General features: G+C 71.9%; 24 protein-coding genes. 9 read left to right on the top strand and 15 right to left on the bottom strand.

Going from position 1 to position 23,490, the window contains the following annotated elements:
- Positions 1 to 112: 112 nt before the first annotated feature.
- Positions 113 to 481, bottom strand: a complete 369-nt coding sequence (locus tag A8W25_RS34645; protein ID WP_324616175.1) for an ANTAR domain-containing protein — start codon at positions 479 to 481, stop codon at positions 113 to 115.
- 140 nt (positions 482 to 621) lie between these two features.
- On the opposite strand from A8W25_RS34645, the gene A8W25_RS01520 reads away from it, so the two are divergent.
- Positions 622 to 984: a MarR family transcriptional regulator gene (locus A8W25_RS01520; protein WP_067154485.1), complete on the top strand. Its 363-nt coding sequence runs from the start codon at positions 622 to 624 to the stop codon at positions 982 to 984.
- A gap of 124 nt (positions 985 to 1,108) precedes the next feature.
- Entirely contained in the window at positions 1,109 to 1,765 is a 657-nt protein-coding gene (locus tag A8W25_RS01515; protein ID WP_067156568.1) for a maleylpyruvate isomerase N-terminal domain-containing protein, read from the top strand.
- A 10-nt stretch (positions 1,766 to 1,775) separates the two neighbouring features.
- On the opposite strand, the gene A8W25_RS01510 is transcribed toward A8W25_RS01515, so the two are convergent.
- The 6 genes from A8W25_RS01510 to A8W25_RS01485 all read right to left on the bottom strand — a co-directional run bounded on the left by A8W25_RS01510 (position 1,776) and on the right by A8W25_RS01485 (position 8,623).
- The gene (locus A8W25_RS01510) at positions 1,776 to 2,189 is read right to left on the bottom strand and encodes a response regulator (protein ID WP_067154482.1); all 414 of its coding nucleotides are present in this window, start codon (positions 2,187 to 2,189) and stop codon (positions 1,776 to 1,778) included.
- A 182-nt stretch (positions 2,190 to 2,371) separates the two neighbouring features.
- A complete protein-coding gene (locus A8W25_RS01505; RefSeq protein WP_067154479.1) occupies positions 2,372 to 3,022 on the bottom strand; it encodes an HAD family hydrolase in 651 nt (216 codons plus the stop codon).
- 69 nt (positions 3,023 to 3,091) lie between these two features.
- Entirely contained in the window at positions 3,092 to 3,970 is an 879-nt protein-coding gene (locus tag A8W25_RS01500; RefSeq protein WP_234386101.1) for an ANTAR domain-containing response regulator, read from the bottom strand.
- Positions 3,971 to 3,993: 23 nt separating this feature from the next.
- Complete coding sequence (locus tag A8W25_RS01495; RefSeq protein ID WP_067156565.1) at positions 3,994 to 4,221, bottom strand: DUF5133 domain-containing protein; 228 nt, start codon at positions 4,219 to 4,221, stop codon at positions 3,994 to 3,996.
- A gap of 85 nt (positions 4,222 to 4,306) precedes the next feature.
- Positions 4,307 to 5,335, bottom strand: coding sequence for an SMP-30/gluconolactonase/LRE family protein (locus tag A8W25_RS01490; RefSeq protein ID WP_079125742.1), 1,029 nt, complete (start codon positions 5,333 to 5,335; stop codon positions 4,307 to 4,309).
- Between the two features lie 291 nt (positions 5,336 to 5,626).
- Positions 5,627 to 8,623 carry a carbohydrate binding domain-containing protein gene (locus A8W25_RS01485; RefSeq protein WP_067154471.1) on the bottom strand — a complete coding sequence of 999 codons (2,997 nt, stop codon included), beginning with the start codon at positions 8,621 to 8,623 and terminating at the stop codon, positions 5,627 to 5,629.
- A gap of 255 nt (positions 8,624 to 8,878) precedes the next feature.
- Here A8W25_RS01485 and A8W25_RS01480 point away from each other — a divergent pair, with 255 nt between their 5' ends.
- Positions 8,879 to 9,520, top strand: a complete 642-nt coding sequence (locus A8W25_RS01480) for a cellulose-binding domain-containing protein (protein ID WP_079125741.1) — start codon at positions 8,879 to 8,881, stop codon at positions 9,518 to 9,520.
- 7 nt (positions 9,521 to 9,527) lie between these two features.
- On the opposite strand, the gene A8W25_RS01475 is transcribed toward A8W25_RS01480, so the two are convergent.
- Positions 9,528 to 10,640, bottom strand: a complete 1,113-nt coding sequence (locus tag A8W25_RS01475) for a sensor histidine kinase (RefSeq protein ID WP_067154464.1) — start codon at positions 10,638 to 10,640, stop codon at positions 9,528 to 9,530.
- A gap of 1 nt (position 10,641) precedes the next feature.
- Complete coding sequence (locus A8W25_RS01470; protein WP_067156562.1) at positions 10,642 to 11,391, bottom strand: response regulator transcription factor; 750 nt, start codon at positions 11,389 to 11,391, stop codon at positions 10,642 to 10,644.
- A gap of 116 nt (positions 11,392 to 11,507) precedes the next feature.
- Here A8W25_RS01470 and A8W25_RS01465 point away from each other — a divergent pair, with 116 nt between their 5' ends.
- The 3 genes from A8W25_RS01465 to A8W25_RS34635 are packed head-to-tail and all read left to right on the top strand — an operon-like array spanning position 11,508 to position 13,539.
- Entirely contained in the window at positions 11,508 to 12,227 is a 720-nt protein-coding gene (locus A8W25_RS01465; protein WP_067154461.1) for a glycosyltransferase family 2 protein, read from the top strand.
- Entirely contained in the window at positions 12,224 to 12,871 is a 648-nt protein-coding gene (locus A8W25_RS34640; RefSeq protein WP_158942359.1) for a TIGR04282 family arsenosugar biosynthesis glycosyltransferase, read from the top strand. Before A8W25_RS01465 ends, A8W25_RS34640 begins: the two co-directional genes overlap by 4 nt.
- Entirely contained in the window at positions 12,868 to 13,539 is a 672-nt protein-coding gene (locus tag A8W25_RS34635; protein WP_067154456.1) for a methyltransferase domain-containing protein, read from the top strand. Before A8W25_RS34640 ends, A8W25_RS34635 begins: the two co-directional genes overlap by 4 nt.
- Positions 13,540 to 13,668: 129 nt before the next feature.
- On the opposite strand, the gene A8W25_RS33200 is transcribed toward A8W25_RS34635, so the two are convergent.
- Together A8W25_RS33200 and A8W25_RS01445 are read right to left on the bottom strand one after the other, a co-directional pair.
- Complete coding sequence (locus A8W25_RS33200; RefSeq protein ID WP_067154453.1) at positions 13,669 to 14,088, bottom strand: hypothetical protein; 420 nt, start codon at positions 14,086 to 14,088, stop codon at positions 13,669 to 13,671.
- Positions 14,088 to 15,248, bottom strand: coding sequence for a molybdopterin-dependent oxidoreductase (locus tag A8W25_RS01445; RefSeq protein ID WP_067154450.1), 1,161 nt, complete (start codon positions 15,246 to 15,248; stop codon positions 14,088 to 14,090). Before A8W25_RS01445 ends, A8W25_RS33200 begins: the two co-directional genes overlap by 1 nt.
- 172 nt (positions 15,249 to 15,420) lie before the next feature.
- Here A8W25_RS01445 and A8W25_RS01440 point away from each other — a divergent pair, with 172 nt between their 5' ends.
- Positions 15,421 to 16,803 carry a glycosyltransferase family 87 protein gene (locus A8W25_RS01440; RefSeq protein ID WP_067156556.1) on the top strand — a complete coding sequence of 461 codons (1,383 nt, stop codon included), beginning with the start codon at positions 15,421 to 15,423 and terminating at the stop codon, positions 16,801 to 16,803.
- A gap of 3 nt (positions 16,804 to 16,806) precedes the next feature.
- On the top strand, positions 16,807 to 17,610 hold the full coding sequence (locus A8W25_RS01435; protein ID WP_067154447.1) for a helix-turn-helix domain-containing protein: 804 nt from the start codon (positions 16,807 to 16,809) through the stop codon (positions 17,608 to 17,610).
- Here A8W25_RS01435 and A8W25_RS01430 read toward each other — a convergent pair.
- Positions 17,600 to 17,980, bottom strand: coding sequence for a nuclear transport factor 2 family protein (locus tag A8W25_RS01430; RefSeq protein WP_067154443.1), 381 nt, complete (start codon positions 17,978 to 17,980; stop codon positions 17,600 to 17,602). The two genes, A8W25_RS01435 and A8W25_RS01430, sit on opposite strands and share 11 nt — an antisense overlap.
- Before the next feature lie 373 nt (positions 17,981 to 18,353).
- Between A8W25_RS01430 and A8W25_RS01425 the strand changes: the two genes are divergently transcribed.
- Positions 18,354 to 19,430: a type III polyketide synthase gene (locus A8W25_RS01425; protein ID WP_067154440.1), complete on the top strand. Its 1,077-nt coding sequence runs from the start codon at positions 18,354 to 18,356 to the stop codon at positions 19,428 to 19,430.
- A gap of 52 nt (positions 19,431 to 19,482) precedes the next feature.
- Here the strand turns inward: A8W25_RS01425 and A8W25_RS01420 are convergent, their stop codons facing one another.
- The 3 genes from A8W25_RS01420 to A8W25_RS01415 all read right to left on the bottom strand — a co-directional run bounded on the left by A8W25_RS01420 (position 19,483) and on the right by A8W25_RS01415 (position 23,261).
- Positions 19,483 to 21,081: an alpha/beta hydrolase gene (locus A8W25_RS01420; RefSeq protein ID WP_067154437.1), complete on the bottom strand. Its 1,599-nt coding sequence runs from the start codon at positions 21,079 to 21,081 to the stop codon at positions 19,483 to 19,485.
- A gap of 157 nt (positions 21,082 to 21,238) precedes the next feature.
- Positions 21,239 to 21,385 (bottom strand): hypothetical protein, encoded by a 147-nt coding sequence (locus A8W25_RS34240; RefSeq protein WP_199831644.1) that lies wholly within the window; start codon positions 21,383 to 21,385, stop codon positions 21,239 to 21,241.
- Between the two features lie 928 nt (positions 21,386 to 22,313).
- A complete protein-coding gene (locus A8W25_RS01415; RefSeq protein ID WP_067154434.1) occupies positions 22,314 to 23,261 on the bottom strand; it encodes a methionyl-tRNA formyltransferase in 948 nt (315 codons plus the stop codon).
- Between the last annotated feature and the right edge of the window lie 229 nt (positions 23,262 to 23,490).

The raw sequence follows: 23,490 nt of genomic DNA, 5'->3' as shown, positions 1-23,490 counted from the left end.
AACCTGTCCGGCGCCTACGTCCTCCCTACGGAGACAACGCCCTGACGAACTACCTCACTCGCGGCGGTGAAAACCTCGAATTCGCCCACCGAGTCGCGGGGGCGAGATCCCGTCACCGTTGAGCGCCACCGTCCGGCGTCCGACCGTCGTGCACCGCTCCCGCCGCTCCATCCGCCGTGGCGAGCCTGGCGATCGCCGCCGAGAGGTGCTTCTGCACCCGCTCGGGCAAGGGGGTGCCGCCGGCCGAGTCGACCACCTGCTGGGCCACGCGGTGCAGCTTGGTGTTGGTGTTCTGGGACGTCATGACCAGCGCGCTCCAGGCGCCCTCGGGGCTGATGGCGAAGGCGGCCATGAGAACGCCCCTGGCCAGGTCGATGGTCCCCCGGCTCTCCATCGCCCGCCGCAGCTGCCCGAGTTCAAGCCCCGGGTCCGTCTCCGGGCCCGTGTCGACGGGCTCGGCAGAGTGTGACGGCTGCGCCATGGCCATCTCCCGTGTGCTCAGGGTCCTCCGGGTCCATCCTCCGTGCCCAGACTCGCGCCCGGACACGAGACACGTCAAGATATACATGAAGTCAGATTCGCCTGTTCCATTACGCGAACCCCCGGGCGTACGATCCATTCATGGGTGAAGTGCCGGAACCGCACACAGGATGGACGTTCATCACCAGCCACGCGCGCGTGCTCGCGGCCATCGCCGAGAACCAGAACGCGCGGATACGCGACATCGCCGCGCGCTGCAGACTCACGGAACGTGCCGTCCAGAAGATCATCGCCGATCTGGAACAGGCCGGATTCCTCTCCCACACCCGTGAAGGGCGCGGCAACACCTACCGGATCGAGCCGGCCAAGGTCCTGCGCCACCCGGCCGAGGCCGAGGCGGGCCTGACCGTCGCCTCCCTGCTCGCCCTCCTCGCGCAGGACGAGGCCCACCGCACCGAAGGCGTCTACAGCGGCTCCCGTACGCGTACCGAGGGCGGCGGCTGAAGCCGCGACCCGGCAAGCAGTTCGGTGGCCGCCCGAGGGCCGGCCGCCGCCGGTGTGGACGAGGTGGCCGCCGAAGGAGTCGCCGGGCTTGTCCGGCGTTCCGGCTCCGCACTACCGTGCCCGTGTGGATCTCTTCTCGGACTCATGGACAGCGTTGCGCTCGGCGGTGGCCGAACTCCCGGACGAGGACTTCGCACAGCCCTCCGGCTGCACCGGCTGGCTCGTGCGGGACCTCGTGTGCCACCTGGTCATCGACGCGCAGGACGTCCTGATCACCCTCGCCACGCCCGCCGACGCGGAACCGACCGTCGACGCGGTGACCTACTGGAACGTCGAGGACCACCCGCCGACCGGCGAGGACCCGCTCGACGCGCTGACCGTACGGCTGGCCGCCGCGTACGAGGAACCTGGGCTGCTCAGGTTCCACCTCGACGATGTGGGCTCCGCCGCCGGGCGCGCCGCCGAACTCGCGGACCCCGGCGCCCGGGTGAGCACCCGCGACGAGGTGCTCACGGTCGCCGACTACCTCACCGCGTACGTCCTGGAATGGACGCTGCACCACCTCGACCTGACCGCCCACCTCCCGGACACCGCAGGACCGCCCGCCCGGTGCCTGGCCCACTGCCGGGCGACGCTGGAGGAGATCGCCAAGACGGCGTTCCCGGCGTCGTTCACCGACCGGGACGCGCTCCTGATCGGCACCGGCCGCCGCGCTCCGACCGAAGCGGAACAGGCCGCACTCGGTGGGCCGGCCGCGCGACTGCCGTTCGTCCTCGGCTGACGAAACGCCCTTACGGTGTGCGGGTGTAGAGGTCGGCGAGGGTACGGACGTGGCAGCACAGGGCCCACGGGTCGAGGGGTTTGAGGAGGATCCCGGCGGCGCCGAGTGTGAACGCGGTCCGGGCGAGCTGGTTGTCGCGGCTGGTGCCGGTGACCAGGAGGACCGGCAGGTCGCGGGTCTGGTCCAGACGGTGGAGGTAGGACAGCGTCTGGAGACCGTCGATGTGCGGCATCACCACGTCCATCACCACCGCCGCGACGGGCTCGCGCAACACCGTCTTGAGGGCCTGTTCGCCGCTGGTGGCCCGCAGGACGGGACGGCCCAGCGGGGTGAGGGCGTGTTCCAGGGCGAACAGGTTGTCCTCGTGGTCGTCGACCAGCAGCAGGGCCTGCCCCTGGCCCGGCGGTAAACCGTTTCCGGGCACGCGGGACGACGGAGGTGGTACGGGCACAGATGGCTCCCACTGATCGGCTGTACGGCGATGAGCGGGGTAGCCGCTTCCTGACCACTCCGGAACGGGAGCATATCGACTCCCGCAGGCCCGGGGCCAGTTGGTGCGGGTTTCTCACCCGCGCCCCTGGCCCATCACCTCTCCGCGGGAGCGGATCACTGTTCGAGGAGGAGGTACGGCAGTTTGCGCATGTCGTGGAAGACGACGGTGTCCGGCCCTTCGAGCCGCTCGGCCGGAGTCAGCCCACCGGCATAGCCGAAGGCCCGCATACCGGCGGCGCGGGCGGCCTCGACGCCGGGGCGGCTGTCCTCGACCACCGCGCACGCGCCCGGGTCGACGCCCATCCGCCGGGCGGCGTACAGGAACAGGTCCGGCGCAGGCTTTCCCCGGTCCACTTCGGTGGCGCTGTGGATACGGCCCGCGAAGCGCTCGTACAGGCCGGTGCGGCCGAGGGTGTGGCGCATCTTGTCGTGGGAGCCGCTGGAGGCGACACACGTCGGCAGGGTGATCGCGTCGAGCGCCTCGGGCAGCCCGTCGACGGGCGACAGGGCCGCGTCCACCGCCTCACGGTGGAGCTGCTCGAACCGCTCGCGCCACACCACGGCCGCCTCGTCGCCCAGCCGGGCGGCGACCTGCTCGCCGATCGAGGCGGTGGAGCGCCCGATGAAACGGTCGATCACCTCGTCCTCGGTGAGCGGCCATCCCAACTCGGCGCCCAGGGCGACCTGTACACGTACGGCGATGCGCTCACTGTCGACCAGCACGCCGTCGCAGTCGAATATCACGAGTTCCACAGGCTTGATCATCGTCGCAGCATAGAGAGTGCGGCTTCGCACTGCCCGAACCGGCCGTACGCCCAGGTCCGTGCGCTCCGGTCACGAGACCGTACCGGTGTCGGTATCTCTCGACCGGCCCTGGGTGTGCAGGTGTTCCAACGCGTCGAGGACGACGGTGCGTTCGTGCCAGTCGAGCCAGCCCCCGGCCTGCCGGCCGGTGGCCGCGAGGGCCTTCGCCTGGGCCGGGTGGAGGGCCTTCGTGGGGCGTTCGAGGTGGGCGGAGACCATTCCCAGGCACGCACCCGACGGCCCGACCAGCGGCACACTGTGGCACGCGCGGCTGCCCGCCGCGAGGATGGTGTGCCGTGCCTCCTCGGTGAACACCTCGTCGGTGGCGACATCGTGCACGGTGGTCAGCGCCACGTTCGCGGCGGCCTTCGCACACGACGTACCGCTGTCGCCGACGAAGGCGAAGAACTCGACGAAGTGCTCGCTGAGACCGGTGTGGTGCTCGATCCGCAGTCCACCGGCGGCCCGGTCGCTGATCTGCACGTTGCCCATGTCCGTGCCCGTGATGGCCAGGGTCTGCGACAGGACCGCACCGAGCACCGCGCCCCGGTTGACACGGCCCGGGTCCTCCACACCGACCGCGTCCAGGAGCGGCGGCTCTCTTCGCGTCCGTCGCGGGAACCACAAGTCCGAGGGGCCGTCGGGTCTTTGGGTACGCACGACCGCTTCGGCCAGCACGCGCAGCTTCACGTTGTGCCGCTGGGAGGACCGGCGCAGCAGCGCGAACGCGCTGTCGGCGTCCGGCAGCCGGTAGCGCTCCTGCAGGATGCCCTGGGCGTGCGAGATCAGAGGCCGGCTGCGGACCTGGGCCCGCAGATCACGGACCTCCTCGCGCAGCCGCGCCACCTCCTCGGCCACACCGTCCACGCCGTCCGCGCCGGACTCGCCGCGGTTGCCCATGTGCTCCATACCGTCACCCGCCCTGGCCCGGTTCACGCGCTCAGCACGGAGTCGTCGAAGGTACGGGCACCGGGCAGCCGGTGACGTGCCGCGATCACGGCCGCGTCGACGTCCCGGGTCCCCGTCGCGACACACAGGGTGTAGGAGACGTCCTCAAGGCGTCGACGGGTGGCCTCGCCCCCCTCGGCCGCGTTCAGCGCGCACAGCGCGTCGTACTCGGCGAGGAGATCACGCAGCACTGCCGGGTGAGCCATCAACATCAGGAAGCCTCCGCTCGATACGGTCACGACAGGTTTCCACTGCCCCGGCTCCCCACCCGTACACCCCCACCACAACCCGCTCGTCTCAGTCGGGCACGGAGGTGACGTTGGCGTGGGCCGCGGTGCGGGCCCTCTGGCTGACCGCCGTGACATCCAGGTCGCCTGCGGGGATCTCGTAGATCTTCCCGTTGACGCCCGACCGGTAGAGCTTGCCCGCCGGGAAACCGCCGCGGCCGTGTCCGTAGGTGATCTGGGTGGAGAGGTACATGCCCGACTCCACGGCGCAGAGGGCGTCTCCCTCGACCCGCCAGATCTGGCCCGCCGCATGGGTGGCGATGAGCGGGCGCCCCCGGCCGTCGAGCGTGAGGCCGTCGGGGAGGGCGAGGGCGTCGGAGGGCCCTGCGGAGATCCAGCGCCGGGGGTGCGCGGGGTCGCCGACCGGGATGCGGTAGAGGCCGGGGGCGACGGTGGTCTGGATGACGTAGACCTGCGTTCCGTCGGGGGCGACGGCGATCCCGTTGGGCTGCCGCACCTGGGCCCAGGCCGGGTCGACCCGTCCGTCCGGCGTGACGCGGCCGATGCTGCGGCCGCCCAGGGTGGTGGTGTACACGGTGCCGTCGGGCGCCAGGGCCACGCCGTCGATGCCGCCGAGGCCCGAGGCGTATGTGCTGACCCGGCCGGAGTCCGGATCCACCAGCAGGAGCTTCGACAGCGGGAGAGCGTCTCCGGTGAGCGAGTGCAGGGCGTCGTTGCCGGTGCCGACGAGGAGCCGGCCGTCCTCGCGGACGACGATCCCGCCGTTGGCGCCGATGTTCCCGGTGAGGGGTACGGGGGCGCTGCCCGGCGCGTCGATGCGGTAGACGCGGCCCGTGAAGTAGGCGGTGGCGAACATCCGGCCCTGCTGGTCGACGGCGATCGACTCGACCCAGTCCGGTATGCGGGCCACTTCGACCGGCGCCGCCGAGCGCTTGGCGTCGCACGCGGGTGCCGCGGATGCGGGGGCGGGGGCCAACACCCCTGCGGCTGCGGCGAGTACGACCGCCGGCACGAGGGCCCGGCGCGGTCCCCGTAAGGCGGCGCGAAACCTCCTGCGCGACTTCGTGGTGGTTTTCATCGGTACCCCTCCAAGGCCAAGTCGGGCTTGCCCGGCGAAGTATCGACCGAAGGATCTTTCTACGCTACCCCCCAGTAGGTAGCGCGGATCGGGGAACGAGGATGACTGTGCACAAGTCTTGAACCAGTGGGAGCGCTCCCAGCATGGAGTTGGACGGGCCCGCGGTCAAGATGTTTGAGGAGTCGAAGTCATCAGACCTCGGAGAAGCCCAACTCGTTCGCTGTTCTAGGGCAGTTGGGGACCCCTGGACCCCCGCGCGAGCCGAGCCGCACGGAGGTCCACGGGATCCGGCTACTTCAGGTACGGTCCGGCGGAGCCGACCCGGCCCGGGCCGTTCAGGACGTACACCCGCAGATTGCCCTTGCCGGGGGCGCCGACGCTCAGGGTGCCGTCGCCGACGACCTTCACGTCTCCGGTGACGGCATCGGTGTAGGTGCCGTTGGGGATCCCCCGGTACGTCGCCGCGTTGGTCACCGCGACCAGCGCGAAGCTGTCGACGCCGCTCGCCGTGTCGGTGTAGCGGCGCTTGAAGGCCATGTCGCCGGAGATGCCCTCCGTCGAGTACTGGCCCATCTGCAGCGCCGGGACGGCCCGCCGGATCCGGTTGAGCCGCTGGACGTGCTTGGCCAGGGGCTGGGCCAGCGTGGTGGCGACGGGCCCCGAGGCACTGGAGACCGTACCGAAGCCGGAGGCGGTGACACTGCCTTCCAGGCCGGCGCCGTAATAGGCCCGGCCGGTGCTCGCGAGCGGACAGGTCGGCCCGCAGTCGATCTGCCTGCCCGCCTGGAATTCCGTCTCCGAACCGTAGTAGAGGGTCGGAATCCCCCGGAAGGTCCACATCAGCGACATGTTCTCGGCCCATGCGTCGGTGCCGCCCGCATAGCGGGTACTGGACTTGTTGGGCCCGTAGTCGTGGCTGTCGACATAGACCACGTTGTATGTCGCGTCATTGGTCGAGTCGTCGGAGTCCCGGCCGTTGTTGTAGGCGTTGGAGGCATCACCGAAGTTCATGTGCATCCGCATGTCGATGATGTTCATCCCGGAGAACCGACTGTGGTCCGGTGCGTGATACGCGTTCCCGTTCAGGAAGGCGTTGTTGGAGGTCGGCTGGTTCCCGGTGCCGAGCTGCTCCTCGTAGTCGTACTGCTCGATCGCGGCAGTTGCGTCGTCCGCGCTGTATTCCTTGCGCTCCTTCCAGGTGTAGAACTGCGCGGAGTGGTTGACCGATCCCCTGTTCCACTTGTCGTTGACGAAGGCGGCCACCTCGCCGAAGACGAAGAAGTCCCTGGCCCTGGCCACGCCGAACTTCGCCGTGACCTCGTTGTACATGGCGGGCAGGAAGCGGCGGTTCCAGGTGGTGCGCGGAATGTGCACGGCGGTGTCGATACGGAATCCGTCCACTCCCATGTCGATGTACTTGTTGTAGGCACCGATGAGGTAGTTCTGGACCGGCGTCGATTCGGTGTTGAAGTCGGCCAGGTCCTCGTGCAGCCAGCAGGAGCGCGAGTCCTCGCCCTCCCAGTTCCCGATCCAGCACTGGTGGTAGTACGCCTTGGGGAACATCCCGGAGGTGGGGCTCGGCCATTGGCAGTTGTAGACGGTGTAGCCCTCCGCGCTCTTTCCTCCGGTGGGCTTGCCCCAGTTCACGCAGGTGTTGCCGCTCGGCTCGGCCGTCGACCACAGGTCGCCGTTGTAGTACGACTTCCCGGAGACGGGCTCGACCGTGAGGCCGTCATAGGCGAAGTCGTCCTGCTTCTGGTCGTAGTACCAGCTCCACTGGGAGTCGCGCACGCCGTAGACCGTGGGGGTGAACAGGCCTTTCGCACCCCAGCGGGAGCTGTGGTTGTAGACGACGTCCTGGTAGATCTTCATGCCCTTGGCGTGGGCCGCGTTGATGAGGTCCTGGTAGGAGGCGCCCGCGGACTCCAGGCGCGGGTCGACCTTGTAGAAGTCGTAGCCGTGATAGCCGTGGTAGTCGTAGTCCGAGCGGTTGAGGACCACCGGGGTGATCCAGACCGCCGAGAAGCCGAGGCCCTTCACATAGTCGAGCTTGTCGACGAGGCCCTTGAAGTCGCCCCGGAACATGGGGTCGTTGTTCGCGGCGTTGCCGGACTTCACATGCTGGCTGCCGCCCCGGTCGTTGGCGCTGTCGCCGTCGTAGAAGCGCGCGGTGAGGACGAAGTAGATCGGGTCCTTGCGCGGGTCCCCGCCGAGCGGCTGCCCCGCCTTGACGACGGGCGCGTCCCCGGTGGTGGCGGTCACGGCCGCGCTCGCCGCCGAGACGTTCCCGGCCGCGTCGCGGGCGCGTACGACATAGGTGTAGGCGGTGTGCGCGTCGAGGCCGGTGTCACTGCGGACCGTGGAGGTGGTGTCGGCGACGACGGTGCCCTGGGTACCGCCGGTGCGGGTGACCTGGTAGCCGGTGACGGCGGTGTTGTCGCCGGAGGCGTTCCAGGACAGCACGACGGAGGTGTCGGTCACGCTCGCCCTCACCCCGGCGGGAGCGGTCGGCGCCTCGGTGTCGGGCGCGGCCGTGGCGCACGGGTCGGCCGCGGACGCGGTGACCGTCTTGTCCCTGACCGTGGAAACACCTGTCCTGAGCTGGTAGTTGGCGCCGTTGTTGTTGTCCCAGACGCCGTTGCCGTTGTTGAACGTGGCCTGCCAGGTGGTCGCCGTGCCCAGGTCGACGGTCTTCCTCACCCAGTCCGTGCAGGCCGGCTCCATCCCGACGCCGGGCGCGGTCGTCCAGGAGCCGCCGGTCGGCGCGTAGTGCAGGTTGTACGCGGCCCAGCCCACGGTTTTGGTGTAGTAGTACACCGTCGCGGCGTTGCCGCTGCCGCTGCCGCCCGTGGTCGTACACGGGTCGCTGTGGGCGACCGTACCGTCCTTGACGGCGATACTGCCGGTCCCCAGGGCGTAGTTGGCGCCCCCGTTGTTGTCCCAGACTCCCGAGCCGTTGGTGAAGGTCACCTGGAGCCCGGCGGCGGAGCCGAGGTCGACGGTCAGCTTGACCCAGTCGGTGCAGCCCGCCTCCATCCTGACGCCCGGCACGGTGGTCCAGGAGCCGCCGGTCGGCGCGTAATGGAGGTAGGTGGCCGGCCAGTTCTTGGTCTTCGTGTAGTAGAAGACGGTCGCGCTGTTCGAGGTGGCGGCGATCGGTTCGGTACGGGCGGTGTCGGCCCGTGGCGATGCCAGGACCAGGCCGCCCAGCAGCCCGAGCGCGGTCAGGAACGCCGCGAGCGGGCGCCTTCGGCGTGGGCTGCGTGTACGGCGGGGTGTGCGTCTCATGCGCGGCTCCAGTGTGGGGGCTGCCGCGACGAAGGGGGATGCGGCAGCGGGGCATGTGTGCACGCAAGAACTGGCTGAAATTTACAGCAAGTTATTGCAGTGCGGAAGCTACCGGCGCCCGACCGCAGACGTAAAGAGTCCTCCTCCCTTGCCATGCGCCACCCGAGCCCCTACCGTGATGCCCCACCAGTGGGAGCGCTTCCATCCGTCGGACGCCGGGCATCTGCCGACGTCCAGGCCGTGAAGGATCCGCTCATGCGACACCCCCCGCACTTGGCCGTACCCTTCGCCGCGGCGGCGCTCGTGCTCGCGAGCGCCGTGGTCGTCCCTCGTGTCACGGCATCCGGAGCCGAGCCGTCCTGTTCGGTGGCGTATACGGTCACCAACGAGTGGGGCGGCGGCTTCCAGGGTTCCGTCACGCTCATCAACAACGCCTCGGCGTTGGCCGGTTGGAGCCTGGGCTTCGCGTTCACCGGCAACCAGAAGGTCACCCAGGGCTGGAACGCCAAGTGGTCCCAGTCCGCCGGAACCGTCACCGCCGCCAACGAGAGCTGGAACGGTTCGCTCGCCCACGGCGCGAGCGTCACCCTCGGCTTCCTCGCCTCCCTCACCGGCGCCAACACACCACCCCGCGCGTTCACCCTCAACGGCGAGCCGTGCGCCACCACGGGCGGCGGCGACCCCACGCCGACCCCCACCCCCACCGCCGAGGCGCTGGCGGGGGCGTACGGCGGGCCCGCGCCGGTGGTGACGGGTGAGTACCGGCTCGGGGACGTCCGCCACATCACGGCCGACTCGGCGCGGCTGCGCGAGCAGCTCGGCTGGCGGCCGGTGGTGGGGTTCGCCGAGGGGATGGCGGAGTTCGCCCGGGCGGAGCTGCGTCCGGCCGTCGGCTGACGTTACGTCAGGTGCGGGCGGCCGGGAGGACCAGTTCGAAGCGGCAGCCGCCGTGCACGTTGTGGACGGCGGCGCTGCCCGCGTGGGCCTCGACGATGCCGCGCACGATCGCGAGGCCGAGGCCCGCGCCGCCCGGCGGGGTGCGCGCCTCGGTGCCGCGCCAGCCGGTGTCGAAGACGCGGGTCAGATCGTCGTCGGGGATGCCGCCGCAGCCGTCCGTCACCGAGAGCACCACCGACTCCGCGCGCGCCTCGGCGGCGACCGCGACCGTGCCGTCGGCCGGGGTGTGCCGGATCGCGTTGACCAGCAGATTGGCCAGGACCCTGGTCATCTCCTTGCCGTCGACCTCCACCGGGACCGGCTCGACGCGGTCGCCGACCAGCCGTACGCCGTGCTCGCGGGCGAGCGGGTCGGCGCCCGCGAGCGCGTCCCCGACCAGGTCGTGGACGGACATCCGGGCCGGGTTGAGGGCGAGGGCGCCGGCGTGGATGCGGGAGAGCTCGAAGAGGTCGCCCACCATGCCGTTGAGGCGCTCGACCTCGGTGCGGATCTGCCGGAAGTAGCGCTCGGGGTCCTTGGCCATGCCGTCCTCCAGGGCCTCGGCCATCGCCCGCAGCCCCGCGAGCGGGGTGCGCAGATCGTGCGAGATCCAGGCGACGAGCTCGCGACGGGAGGTCTCCAGGGCACGTTCGCGCTCGCGGGAGGCGGAGAGCTTGGCGCTGGTGGCGGCGAGCTCACGGCTGAGCGCGGCGAGCTCGGCGGTGGCCGGTCCCTCGGGCGCGGCGAAGTCGCCGCCGTCGCCGAACGAGCGGGTGGCCAGGGCGAGTTGACGGCTGCTGGAGACGACCCGGCGGCCCAGGACGAGCGCGGTGGCGAGCGAGACGGCCGCGGCCATCGCGATGACCAGGGTGACGACCTTGAGGTCGTGCGAGGACAGGAACATCTCCCAGGCCACGGCGAGCGTCCCGGCGAGCATCGCGCTGACCGCGACGGCGGCCACCACCGCGAGCGAGGCGGTCACCGAGCGGTTGCGCAGCAGGCGCAGCGCGAGCGCCCCGAGCAGGCCCGCGGCGGCGGCGCCCAGGAACGCGTAGACGGCGATGAGCAGGACGTCCCTCATGTCAGACCTCCTCCCCGGCGGCGCGGGCGGCATCCCGCTGCCCGCCGCCGTCACCCTCGTCCGGCACCTCGAAGCGGTACCCGACGCCCCACACCGTCTGGATGAGCCGCGGCTTCGCCGGGTCGTCCTCGACCTTGCCGCGCAGCCGCCGCACATGGACGGTGACGGTGGACAGGTCGCCGAACTCCCAGCCCCACACGTCGTGCATCAGCCGCTCGCGGGTGACGGCCTCGCCGGGGTGGCCCATCAGATAGGCGAGGAGGTCGAACTCCCGCAGGGTCAGGGCCAGTTCGACGCCCTGCTTGGCGGCGCGGCGGGCGGCCGGGTCGAGGACGATGCCCGCGCGCCGCACCGGCGGCCCCGGCCGGGCGGTGGCGGCCCGGCTCCGGCGCAGCACCGAGTCGACGCGCAGCACCAGCTCGCGCGGACTGAACGGCTTGGTGACGTAGTCGTCCGCGCCTATCTCCAGACCCAGGACACGGTCGTCCTCGTCGCCGCGCGCGGTGAGCATGATGACCGGCACGGGCCCGGCGCTCCGCAGGATGCGGCAGACCTCCAGGCCGTCCATGCCGGGCAGCATCAGGTCGAGGACGACGAGGTCGGGCCTTCGCGCCCCGGCCGCGCGCAGGGCGGCGGGGCCGTCGCCGACGTGCTCGACCTCGTATCCGGCGCGTTCCAGATAGCCGGTGACCACCTCGGCCACGGTCGGGTCGTCGTCGACGACGAGGATGCGGGACCGGTCACTGTGCATGGTCACAGCGTCGCATCCGGCGGGGCCCCGCGTCGCCACCCGGATGGCCGACCCGGAGCGATGTCCCTGTTTCGTAAGAACCCGAAGTCCCGATTTGTCCGCCGCGCCTTCGTACCGTGAGGGACGTGACCGACTCGATCCCCACGACGGTGGACGTCGTACTCCCCTGCCTCGACGAGGCCGGGGCACTGCCCTGGGTGCTGGGCAGGATTCCCGAAGGCTGGCGGGCCGTCGTCGTCGACAACGGCTCGACCGACGGCTCGGCCGAGATCGCCCGCACGCTCGGCGCGACCGTGGTGCACGAGGCCCGGCGCGGCTTCGGCGCGGCCTGCCACGCGGGTCTGCTCGCGGCCCGCGCCGAGTACGTCTGCTTCTGCGACTGCGACGGCTCGCTCGACCCCGGGCTCCTGGCGCCCTTCGTACGGGAGGTGGCCGCCGGTGACGCCGACCTCGTCCTCGGACGGCGCAGGACCACCGCGCGCGGGGCCTGGCCGCCGCACGCGCGGGCCGGGAACCTGGCCCTGTCCAGGATGCTGCGCCGCCGCACCGGGCTGCGGCTGCACGACCTGGGCCCGCTGCGGGCGGCCCGGCGCGCGCCGCTGCTCGCCCTCGGTGTGGCGGACCGGCGCAGCGGCTACCCGCTGGAGATGGTGGTGCGCGCGGCGGACGCCGGGTGGCGGGTGCGCGAGCACGACGTGCCGTATCTGCCGCGCACCGGCAGGTCCAAGGTGACCGGCACCTGGCGGGGCACCTGGCAGGCCGTACGGGACATGCGCGCGGTGCTCGCCCTGCCGCCCGGGCCGCCGCTGCCCGCCACGACGGCGGACGCCCGGTGAGGGCGCAGAGCGCGCCGGTCACCCTGCTGGTGATCGCCAAGGCGCCGGTGCCCGGCCGGGTCAAGACGCGGCTGACCCCGCCGTACTCGCCCGAGGAGGCCGCGCGGATCGCCGAGGCCGCGCTCGCCGACACGCTGGACGCGGTGCTCGCCGCGCCGGCCAGGCGCCGCGTCCTGGTCCTCGACGGGGCGCCCGGCCCATGGCTCCCGCCGGGCATCGAGGTCGTCCCGCAGTGCGCGGGCGGTCTGGACGAGCGGCTGGCGGCGGCCTTCGCTCTCGACGCGGGCCCGGCCCTGCTCGTCGGTATGGACACCCCGCAGGTCAGCCCGGCCCTGCTGGCCCCGGCGCTGGCCGGCTGGGGGCCCGGCGAGGCATGGTTCGGCCCGGCGGCCGACGGCGGGTTCTGGTCGCTCGGCCTGACCGCCCCCGATCCCTCGCTGCTGCGCGGGGTGCCCATGTCCGTCCCCGAGACGGGCGCGGTCCAGCGGCGGCGGCTCGTCGACGCGGGACTGACCGTGCACGAGCTGCCGCCGCTGCGGGACGTCGACACCGCGGCCGACGTGGACGAAGTGGCGGCGCTCGCACCGGGCGGCCGGTTCGCGCGGACGGTGGCCGCGGCCGGGCGGCAGGGCGTCGCGCGATGACCACGACCGCCGCACCCGCCGCGCTCGCCTGGCGGGCCGATCCGTACACCGACGCCCTGCGCAGCGGGCGCGGGCCGCTGTTCCTGCACCGCCAGGACGGCTGGCTGCTGCCCCTTGAGGTGGAGCGGTGGTGCGCGGCGCCGGACCCGGCCGACCTCACCGTGCTGCGCCGGTGCCGGGGCGCGGTGCTCGACATCGGGTGCGGGCCCGGGCGCCTGGTGGTGGCCCTGGCCGCGCTCGGTACGGCCGCGCTCGGCGTCGACGTCAGCCCCGAGGCCGTCCGCCGCACCCAGCGGTCGGGCGGCAGCGCCCTGTGCCGGTCGGTCTTCGACCCGCTGCCCGGCGAGGGCCGCTGGCACACCGCGCTCCTGCTCGACGGCAACGTCGGCATCGGCGGCGACCCGGCCGCGCTGCTCACACGGGCCGCCCGACTCATCGAGGCGGATGGCCAGTTGATCGTGGAGGCGGCGCCCCTCGACGTCGACGAGCGCGTGGAGGTGCGGGTGGCCGACGGCCGGGGCGCCTTCGGGGCGGCCTTTCCCTGGTCGCGTCTGGGCACCGCCGCGCTGCTGCGGTACGCGCACGCCACCGGCTGGCGGGCCGGCGAGCAGTGGACGGCCGCCGGGCGCCCGTTCGTCGTGCTGCGAAGGATGCCGGCACGGGTGTGAGCGCGGCCGGGCCCGGACTCCGATGGGGAGTCCGGGCCCAGCGGCCTGTCCGCGTCCGGCGTTCCCGACGGTGCGGCAGGGCGCGGAGAGGCGATCCAGCGCGTACGCCACGGGCGGCGCCCGCCAGGGCTAGCGCCCTCCCTCCGGGGTCTTCCGGCGGCGGCCGCGCTCCTCACGTACCCGCTTGGCCGCCGCCACCAGCGCCCCCGCGACCGCCACCGCCGCGAGCAGCACCAGCCAGTTGCGCAGGTAGTCCAGCGGCAGCACCGTCGCGTTGGTCACCGGGCCCGGCCGCAGGATGTCCGGGAGCGCGATCGCCGTGAGGCAGCCCCCGGTCATCAGGGCCGCCCGCAGCGGGCCGCGCGCCCACGGCCGGGTCGCCGCCACACCCAGGCCGACGAGCAGCACCAGCGGTGCGATCAGCCCGTCGTGCAGCACGACCGCCCCCACCAGCCACACCGCCACGTCCCACGGCGACTGCGCCCACACCAGCGACACCCCGAGCCCCATCAGCGCGACCCCGAGCGCGCCCACCGCGTACCGTCCCATCACCGCACCTCCAGTCGCGTGACCCACTTGGTCTGGAGCACCCCGGGCCGGTTGGGGGCGATGATCCGGGCCGGATAGCCGTGGTCGGGGGTGAGCACCTGCCCGTTGAGCCGCAGGGCGAGGAGGGTGAGCGGGTCGCGCGCGTAGGTGCGGCCCATGTCCATCACGCGGTACGCGCCGTGCTGTTCGAGCGAGACGACCCGCAGCGCGGCCCCGGGCGCGCCGGCCCGCTCCGTCAAGTCCTTGATCCGCACACCGGTCCAGTGCGCGTTCTTGCTCCAGCCCTCGACGCACGCGATGGGCAGCTCCACCTCGTACTGGGGCAGCGCGGCCAGTTCGTCGAGCGTCAGCTCGTAGGGGCGCGGCCCCGCCACCGTCAGCCGCCAGGCCGCCGGGTCCACCCGGGTCGTCCCGGCGGCCGCCGCCGTGCGGTTGACGGGCAGGCCGAGCGGGCCGTGGTCGGGGTGGCGCGGCGCCAGCAGGTCGAGGTCCTTGAGCGGGGTGAGGGACTGGCCCACCGTCGTCACCGTGACCGCGCCGACCGCCACCGCGAGCCCGGTGAACAGCGAGCGCCGGTCGAGCGCGTTCTCCGCCTCGGCCGGCAGCGCGCGCGTGGCGGCCGAGCGCCGCCACCAGTACGCCTTGATGTCCGGCCACTTCACGGCCAGGTGCAGCAGCAGCGCGCCGGTCAAGAGCCAGCCGACCGCGAAGTGGACCGGGACGAAGCTGAACGGCCACGGGTACCACTGGACGGTGTTGAGCAGCCCGGTCAGCAGTTCGAAGACCGCGCCCGCGACGAGCACCGCCACCGAGAGCCGCTCAAGGCCGTGCCGTACCCCCTTCAGCGCGGGCCACACGAACAGCTTCGGGTAGACGGTCCACAGCTTGCCGAAGAGCAGCGGGATCGCGGCGATGCCCACCCCCACGTGCAGGCCCTGGTTCAGCCGGTACCCCCAGCTGGGGCGGGCGGGCAGATCGTCGGCGAGCCAGCCGGGCGGGTGCTGGAGGTAGTGGCTCAGCACACCGGTGACCATGCAGACCAGCATGGCCACGCCGAGCAGCCGGCCGATCGCCGTCGCGGTGCGCCGGTCGTGCAGGGCTCCCCGGAAGGACGGCAGGAGGGCCGACGGCGGCGGGGGAAGCGGAAGTCGTGGCTTCATGTCTCCATGAGATCCCCCGAGCGCCCTGAACAGGGCTCCTGACACCTTACGGTTCACGGACGCGTGGTGCGCTGGGCCGTCCGGGCGCCCCTGGGCCTGCGAATGTGGACGGGTGATCGCTTCGCGTACCGCCACCGCCCCGGCCGCCCCGCCCACCGGCGCACCGGCCGCGCTGCGCCGCTCGGCCCCGACCGCCGTGCTGCTGGCCGCGCTGACCGCCGTGCTCGTCCTCACCGTCGTCGAGGACGGCTACTACTTCCGCCCGGGCACGCTCTCCTGGTGGTATCTGGCCTGCTGGCTGCTGTTCGCGGCGGCGGCCTGGTCGCTGCGGCGGGTCCCGGCCCGCCACCGCGCGGGTCTGGTCCTGGCGGGCGGGGTGCTGGTCGCGGCGACCGGCCTCGCGGCGCCGCCGACCACCAGCACCGACATGTTCCGCTACGCCTGGGACGGGCGGGTGCAGGCGGCCGGGATCTCGCCGTACGACCACGCCCCCGCCGACCGGGAGCTGGCCGGGCTGCGCGACGACTGGCTGTTCCCGAGCGGCGCGGCGTGCGAGGGCCCGGACCGGGCCCGGTTCGGCGAGGCGGACCGCTGCACCCGCCTCAACCGCCCCAAGGTGCACACGATCTACCCGCCGGTGGCGGAGGCGTACTTCCTCGGCGTCCACGGGCTGTCCCCCAAGGCCGCCCGGCACAAGCCGTTCCAGGTGGGCGGCGCGGTGCTCGCGGTGGCCACCACGGGCGTCCTGCTGCTGATCCTGCGGCGGCGCGGGGACGACGTGGCGCGGGCGGCCTACTGGGCGTGGTGTCCGGCGGTGCCGATCGAGGCGGTGAACAACGCGCATGTGGACGTGCTGGCGGTGCTCTTCTCGGTGGCGGGGCTCGGCGCGGTCGCGGTGCGCCGCAGAGCGGCCGGGGGTCTGCTGATCGGCGCCGGGATCGCGGCGAAGATGCTGCCCGCCGTGGTGCTGCCGGGCGCCCTCGCGGGCGTGCTGGCGGGCCGCCGTCCCGACTGGCGGCGCGCGGCGGCCGTACTGCTCCCGGCGTCCGTGTGCGTGGCGCTCTCCTACCTTCCGTACGCGCTCGTCTCGCACGCCTCGGTCTTCGGCTACCTCGGCGGGTACGCCAAGGAGGAGGGGTACGACGACGCCTCCGCCCGCAGCCGGTACGGGCTGCTGCGGCTGGTACTCCCGGACGACTGGGCGCTGCCCGCCGCGCTGGTCCTGATCGCGCTCGTCGTCCTGTACGTGCTGCGCCGGGGCGATCCGGAACGCCCGTGGAGCGGAGCCCTGTTGGTGCTGGGCTGGGCGTTCTTCCTGATGACGCCCGGCTACTCGTGGTACGCGCTGCTGCTCGTCGCCCTGGTGGCCCTGGACGGCCGCTGGGAGTGGCTGGCGGTCGCCGCGGCGGGAGCCGTCTGCTATGTGACGGCGTGGGCGATGCCGCACTCCTTCGACGTGGTCAGGACGAGCGCCTACGCGGTGGCGGCGGCGATCGTCCTGGCCGGGTGGGGGATGCGCCGCCGGGCCCTGTCAGTGGCCCGGGTTAGTGTCTGATGCATGACGACAACTGCCGCGATCGACACGCGAGTAGGGCCGATGCTGCGCGGCTGGCGCGAGCAGCGCAGGATCAGCCAGCTGGAGCTGGCCCTGCGCGCCGACTCGTCCGCGCGGCACATCAGCTTCATCGAGACCGGCAGGTCGCGCCCGAGCCAGGAGATGATCCTGCGTCTCGCGGAGCACCTGGAGGTGCCGGTCCGCGAGCGCAACGCCCTGCTCCTCGCCGCCGGTTACGCCCCGCAGTACGCGGAGACGTCGCTGGAGGACCCGTCCCTGGGCGCCCTGCGCGAGGGCATGGAGCGGCTGCTGCGGAGTTACGAGCCGTTCCCGGCCCTGATACTCGACGGCACGTACACGGTGCTGGCGGCGAACCGGGGCATCGCGATGCTCCTCGACGGCGTGCCGGAGCGGCTGCTCGCTCCGCCGCTCAACGCGATGCGCCTGACGCTGCACCCGCAGGGCCTGGCGCCGCGTATCCGCAATCTGCGCCAGTGGCGCGGGCATCTGCTGGAGCAGATGGAGCGTCAGATCGCCCTGATGCGCTCGGATTCGCTGCGCGAGCTGTACGAGGAGGTGGCGGGCCACCCCGTGCCCGAGTCGGCGGACGAGGACACGGCCGACGACGCCGCCTGCCCCTTCGCGCTCCCGCTGCGCATCGAGCACCGGGGCACGGTCCTGTCGCTCATATCGACGATCGCCACGTTCAACACACCGATGGACGTGACCGTCTCCGAGCTGGCCATCGAGACGTTCCTGCCGGCCGACCCGGAGACGTTCGCCTACCTCCAGTCGCTCACGCCGTAGGCGGTACGCGGTCGAGGAACCCGATCACGGAGGCGACCCGGCCGTCCCCGGCGAGCGTGACCACGTCGGACCCGGCGACCGGCGCGGAGCCGTCCGCGACCGAGACCAGCTCCCAGCGGAACCGGATCACGTCGTGGTGCCCGTCGACGGCCCCCTCCAGCCGGTACGCGTAACCGGGAAACTGGGCGTGGGCCCCGGCGATGTACCCGGCTATGGCCTCGTACCCGGCGACATCGCCCATCGGGTCGGTGTAGGTGCCGTTCTCGCTCCAGGCGGCCTCGACGGCCTTGGCCAGCTCCCCGGCCGAGCCGGTGGTGTTCCACGCCTCGAAGTAGTGGGCGACGGCGGTCTCATAGCGGTTCTCGGACATGGGAATCAGCCTCCGGAAAGAGATCGGGATCTGCTGCGCGTTCGATGGCGGAACCCGGGCCCCGGCCGGAGTGCGCCGCCCGGGACCCGATGGCTCCACCCTGCCCGGCGGGGGCGGTGGGGGTCGATTACCCGCGAGGTAATGCCCGAGGTCATGACCCCGGGCGGGCGGGCGCCGCACACCCGTCTGCGGGGGCTCCCGTCACCCGACTGAACTAGCCGATCCGGAATATCCCTCTAATCGGTTAATTGCCCCTTTCGAGGACATCGCCCTGCCCGGGCTCGGGGATACGTGACAGGAACACGACCGCACACCCCTGGAGCACCCGCGTGGAAACCGCAGGCGTCTGCCCGGCAGGAGACAAGGAAGTTCCATGGCCACCCTGTGCCGCCCCTCAGTAGCCGTACCCGACCATGTGATCACGCAGGAGGAGACGCTCGCGCTCGCCCGCGAGACCCACGCCGACCACCCCCAGCGGGACCTCGTCCTGCGCCTCATCCAGAACACCGGGGTCCGCACCCGCCACCTCGTGCAGCCCATCGAGGAGACCCTGCGGCACCCCGGCTTCGAGGAGCGCAACCGCCTGTACGAGGCGGAGGCCAAGGCCCGGGTGCCCGGTGTCGTACGGCAGGCGCTGGCCCACGCCGAGGTGGAGCCCAAGGACATCGACCTGATCGTCTACGTCTCCTGCACCGGCTTCATGATGCCTTCGCTGACCGCCTGGCTGATCAACACCATGGGGTTCAGGACCGAGACCCGCCAGCTGCCGATCGCCCAGCTCGGCTGCGCCGCCGGAGGTGCGGCGATCAACCGGGCGCACGACTTCTGCACCGCGTATCCGCGCGCCAACGTGCTGATCGTGTCCTGCGAGTTCTGCTCGCTCTGCTACCAGCCGACCGACATCGGCGTCGGCTCGCTCCTCTCCAACGGTCTGTTCGGGGACGCGATCTCGGCGGCCGTGGTGCGCGGCGAGGGCGGCACGGGCATGCGGATCGAGCGCAACGGCTCGCATCTGGTACCCAACACCGAGGACTGGATCTCGTACGCGGTACGCGACACCGGGTTCCACTTCCTGCTCGACAAGCGTGTCCCGGGCACCATGGAGATGCTCGCGCCCGCCCTCAAGGCGCTGGTGGCGCAGCACAGTTGGGAGATCCCGCAGATGGACTTCTTCATCGTCCACGCGGGCGGGCCGCGCATCCTCGACGACCTCTGCCACTTCCTGGACCTGCCGCCGGAGATGTTCCGCTTCAGCCGGGCCACCCTCACCGAGCGCGGCAACATCGCCAGCTCCGTGGTCTTCGACGCACTGGCCAGACTCTTCGACGAGGGCGGCGCGGCGGACGGGGCGGGCGGGCTCATCGCGGGCTTCGGCCCCGGCATCACGGCCGAGACGGCCATCGGGCGCTGGGCCAGGGCGGCCCCGATGGCGGCCGCGATGAGCAACTGAGGCCCGTGCGTGCCGGGCGTCGGGGCGCGGGCCGGGGTCCAAAGACAGGCTCTCAGTGCTCGGGGGGCGTCTCCCGGGCGCAGGACGTCCCGTCGTCGGGCAGCACTCCGTCGAGCAGGAAGGTGTCCGCCGCGTCCCGGACGCACTGCGAGGCGGTGTACCCGCCGTGCCCCTCGCCCTCGTAGGTGAGGACCACGCCCTTGCCGAGGTGGCGGGCGGTCTCCGCGGCCCACTGGTACGGCGTGGCGGGGTCGCCCTTGGTGCCGATCAGCAGCACGGGAGGCGCGCCGGTCCGGTCTATCCTGCGGATGTAGTCCGTACCGGCGGGCCAGCCCGTGCAGGAGATCGCCGCGCCCACCTGCTCGGGGCCGAACATCGGCGAGGCCTTGGCGAACTTCTCCTCCAGCACGGCCAGTTCCGCGGCCGGGTCCTTGGCGCGCACCGGGTCGTCGGCGCAGTTGACGGCGAGGAGCGCCTCGCGGCTGTTGTCGTCGTCGGCGCGCTTGCCCTGCGCGTCCTCCCCCGCGAACTCCTTGTTGATCTGGTCGAGGGCGGCCGGGTCGCCCTTCTCGTGGAGGGTCGCGATGCCCTGCGCGAGGATCGGCCACAGCTGCTCGGCGTAGAGCGAGTTGGTGATCGCGGTGCGCAGGTCGCCGGAGGTGAAGTCGGCCCCGGAGGCCGTCTTGGCGCTCTCGCGGTCGAGCCGGGCGACGGTCGCGTCCAGGGTGGCGGTCGCCTTGGCGGTGCTCGCACCGAGCGGGCAGCCGGCGCCCTGGGCGGCGCAGTCCGAAAGGAAGGTGTCCAGGCCCTTCTGGAAGGCCGTGGCCTGGGCGAACGCGGACTGCGCCGCGTCGGCCGTCAGCGAGTCCACCGCGTCCAGGACCATCCGTCCGGTCCGCTGGGGGAACTGGGCCGCGTAGACCGCGCCGAGCCGGGTGCCGTAGGAGATGCCGAAGTAGTTCAGCTTCTTGTCGCCGAGCGCCTGGCGCAGCACGTCCAGGTCGCGCGAGGCGTTGATGGTGCCGACGTGCGGGAGGAGCTTCCCGGTGGCCTTGCGGCACTCCCGGGCCACCGTCCTCAGCTCCTCGACGAGCTGCCGCCGGCTCGCGGCGTCGTCGGCCGTGGCGCCGTCCGAGGAGCTCTCGATGTCCTGCTCGGCCTCGGCGCCGCAGTGCACGGGGGCGCTGCGGCCCACTCCCCGGGGGTCGAAGCTCACCAGGTCGTACGCGGGGGCGAGCCGCGCGGTCTCCGCCGTGAAGCCTCCGAGGCCCTTGAGGCCGGACTCACCGGGCCCGCCGAAGTTGAAGACCAGCGAGCCCTTCGGGGCGGTCGCCGAGGCCGGGCCGCCGGGTGAGGCCGTGCCCGCCGCGGTGCCCGTGCCGGTGGGGCCCTCGCCCGACTCGGCCGCCCGTATCCGGGCCACCGCCAGCGCGATCGTGCCGTCCTGGGGCCGGGCGTAGTCGACGGGCACGGTCAGCTCGGCGCACTCCATGGCCTTGGGAGCGTCCTTGACCGTGCAGCCGCCCCAGGTCAGGTGCTGGGTGTAGAAGCGGGTCAGATCGGGCTTGCCGCCGTCCGCCGCGGCCGGGACCGCCAGGGCGAGCAGCACCATCGCCGCACCGGCGGCGCCCGCTGTCGTACGTCCGCGCATGGCCGGACCTTTCGGTCGGGGTGCCCCCGCAGCAAACGTAAGCCGCCGAACGGAGTACCGCACGACGGATCGCCCGCTGTCGTCACTCCCTGTGAGAACAGCAGGTCATGGGGGCGGTGGCCCCGAGCGGTCCACCGCCCCGTCGGCTGGGGCCCGGCTACTTGCCGTGCGGGTCGGCCTGGGGTCGGCGCTGCTCCTCTCCGGGGTCGGCGTCCTCGCGTTCGGGGGTCGCGGGGGCCGGGCGGATCCGGGCGGCCTCGGCGCGCAGCATCGCGTTGAGCGCCGCGAAGGGGTCGATGGGCATGGCTGAACCACCTCGCTGTGCTGGTGAGTTGACGTACCGCTGAGCTCGTTCCGCGCGGAACGCTCAGCAGCGCAGCACCACACAGCGCAGGGCATCGAGGGAGGCGGGCCGGCCGAGCCGGCCGGTGCCGGGCCCGGCGGGCTCGCGCGAGGCGGGCCGGGGCAGCACCCCGCACTGTTTCTCCCCCCGGGAGACCCACGCCTCCCGCGTATGACATCCCCGCTGTTTCCGTGCTGCTTGAACGATCCGCCCTGGCGGCAGCGGACTCGCGTGGGCTGCCGGACATCCGAGGTGCGCAAGGCACCTCGAAACCCCGAGTGCTCCCCGCACCCGAAGCGCCGGACTCGTAGATCATTAATGGTTGCCTCGTGCCCAAGCAGCTGAAGCACGCACAATCTAGACCAGTGGAGGCGGTATGTAGAGGGGATGTGTGTAAATTGCGCTCAAGATTTGAGAATGACTCACTGGTCGATGAGCGCCGCTGGTGGAGGGGCCGCGGACAAGAACAGCTGGTGCTGGAGGTGCGGGGGCAAGCCTGAGCAAAATCTGTTTCTGCCCATGGGGCGCTCATCGACGCGCAGAGCTTGGCCGAAAGGCCGAAAACAGGGCCTGACCCGGGGCTTTGACCCACCGGAATCGAATGATCATTTCCGTCGCGTCAGGGAGGGCGGCCGGACGGTTCGGATGCCTGGCGCAACATTCGCCTCAGGCACCCGACTTGTGACGGGGAAGAAGCCCCGTTTCTTCGCCGAGCAGCTGACCAGCGGATTCCTCAACGCCTTTGACTGTTTCTCGGCTGTCGCCCCGTGGGGCGCACAGGCAACACCGCCGTGCGGATCGGCGATCCGCACGGCGGTGGAGGCCGACATCGTCCGGGACCGTCCGGAGCGTGTCGGTGATCGGATGGCGGCGAGGGGTGCCGCCGGCGTCAGGCGCGGTCGGTGAGGTAGCCGCCCATGGACGTGAAGTACTCGTCGGCGGGCAGCTCGCGGCCGTCCTCCGTGCGGACCCGGGTGATGGCCAGGCCGTGGTTGCGGCCGGTGCGGGCGTCGGCTCCGGCGACGATCACGACACCGGCGCCCTCGCGGTAGAAGACGCGGCCGGGGGTGCCGCCGTACACGCCCTCGGACACCACGGCGGAGAGCACCTCCAGGCGCTTGCCCTTGTGGAAGGTGAAGGCGGCCGGGTACGGGGCGGACTGCGCGCGGACCAGACGCTCCAGGACCTCGGCGGGCCAGTCCCAGTTGATCCGGATGTCCTCTTCGGCCCGCTTGTGGAAGAAGCTGGCCTGGGACCGGTCCTGCTTGGTGAACTCCGTCTCGCCGGAGGCGATCCGGTCGAGTGCGCCGATGGTGACCGGGGCGATCAGGTCGACCGTCTTGTGGAAGAGATCCGTCGCGGTGTCGGTGGGGCCCACGGGCACGGCGCGCTGGTCAACGATGTCGCCGGCGTCCAGTACCTCGTCCATCATGTGCGCCGTGACGCCGACTTCGGACTCGCCGTTGATGAGGGCCCAGATCAGCGGCGAGAAGCCGGCGTACTTGGGCAGCAGGGAGTCGTGGACATTGAGGGTGCCGTACCGCGGCAGGTCGTAGATGCGCGGGGGTATCCAGGTGCGCCAGTTGTTGGCGACGAGGATGTCCGGGTCGGCTTCCTTGAGCCGCTGGAAGAGCTCCTCGTCGTCGGGGCGGTTGCGGATGACGACCGGGACGCCGTGCTCCTCGGCGAGCTCGGCCACCGAGTCGCTCCAGATCTTCTCGTAGGCGTGCTCGCTCTTGGGGTGCGTCACGACCATCACCACGTCGTGCTCGGAGTCCAGGAGCGCCTTCAGGGTGCGATGGCCCCAGGTTTGGTAACCGAACATGACGACCCGCATCGGGGTTCCTCCTCAGAAGAGCGAAATAACCAGGGTTAAGTAAAGCAAGGCTTACCTAACGACGCAACGACCCCGATTCTAGGCTCGATTGACCCAGTGAATAGTGATATGTCCGCTATGCCTGGTCGACAGCCCCGGCTTGATGAGGTTAGCGTTACCTAAGTTCCGCTCGGCTGCCGGTCCCCGGTGCGCCTGGACTCCCCCTTTTCCCCACCCCCGACAGGACGCC

Source organism: Streptomyces sp. ERV7 (assembly GCF_001653515.1).
GTDB lineage: Bacteria > Actinomycetota > Actinomycetes > Streptomycetales > Streptomycetaceae > Streptomyces.
This window is presented reverse-complemented; position numbering and strand designations above follow the sequence as displayed.

Coding starts and splice junctions, on each gene's coding strand:
- A8W25_RS34645 (WP_324616175.1), bottom strand. CDS start 481: ATGGCGCAGCCGTCACACTCTGCCGAGCCCGTCGACACGGGCCCGGAG.
- A8W25_RS01520 (WP_067154485.1), top strand. CDS start 622: ATGGGTGAAGTGCCGGAACCGCACACAGGATGGACGTTCATCACCAGC.
- A8W25_RS01505 (WP_067154479.1), bottom strand. CDS start 3,022: ATGATCAAGCCTGTGGAACTCGTGATATTCGACTGCGACGGCGTGCTG.
- A8W25_RS01500 (WP_234386101.1), bottom strand. CDS start 3,970: ATGGAGCACATGGGCAACCGCGGCGAGTCCGGCGCGGACGGCGTGGAC.
- A8W25_RS01495 (WP_067156565.1), bottom strand. CDS start 4,221: ATGTTGATGGCTCACCCGGCAGTGCTGCGTGATCTCCTCGCCGAGTAC.
- A8W25_RS01490 (WP_079125742.1), bottom strand. CDS start 5,335: ATGAAAACCACCACGAAGTCGCGCAGGAGGTTTCGCGCCGCCTTACGG.
- A8W25_RS01485 (WP_067154471.1), bottom strand. CDS start 8,623: ATGAGACGCACACCCCGCCGTACACGCAGCCCACGCCGAAGGCGCCCG.
- A8W25_RS01480 (WP_079125741.1), top strand. CDS start 8,879: ATGCGACACCCCCCGCACTTGGCCGTACCCTTCGCCGCGGCGGCGCTC.
- A8W25_RS01475 (WP_067154464.1), bottom strand. CDS start 10,640: ATGAGGGACGTCCTGCTCATCGCCGTCTACGCGTTCCTGGGCGCCGCC.
- A8W25_RS01470 (WP_067156562.1), bottom strand. CDS start 11,391: ATGCACAGTGACCGGTCCCGCATCCTCGTCGTCGACGACGACCCGACC.
- A8W25_RS34635 (WP_067154456.1), top strand. CDS start 12,868: ATGACCACGACCGCCGCACCCGCCGCGCTCGCCTGGCGGGCCGATCCG.
- A8W25_RS33200 (WP_067154453.1), bottom strand. CDS start 14,088: ATGGGACGGTACGCGGTGGGCGCGCTCGGGGTCGCGCTGATGGGGCTC.
- A8W25_RS01445 (WP_067154450.1), bottom strand. CDS start 15,248: ATGAAGCCACGACTTCCGCTTCCCCCGCCGCCGTCGGCCCTCCTGCCG.
- A8W25_RS01435 (WP_067154447.1), top strand. CDS start 16,807: ATGACGACAACTGCCGCGATCGACACGCGAGTAGGGCCGATGCTGCGC.
- A8W25_RS01430 (WP_067154443.1), bottom strand. CDS start 17,980: ATGTCCGAGAACCGCTATGAGACCGCCGTCGCCCACTACTTCGAGGCG.
- A8W25_RS01425 (WP_067154440.1), top strand. CDS start 18,354: ATGGCCACCCTGTGCCGCCCCTCAGTAGCCGTACCCGACCATGTGATC.
- A8W25_RS01420 (WP_067154437.1), bottom strand. CDS start 21,081: ATGCGCGGACGTACGACAGCGGGCGCCGCCGGTGCGGCGATGGTGCTG.
- A8W25_RS34240 (WP_199831644.1), bottom strand. CDS start 21,385: ATGCCCATCGACCCCTTCGCGGCGCTCAACGCGATGCTGCGCGCCGAG.
- A8W25_RS01415 (WP_067154434.1), bottom strand. CDS start 23,261: ATGCGGGTCGTCATGTTCGGTTACCAAACCTGGGGCCATCGCACCCTG.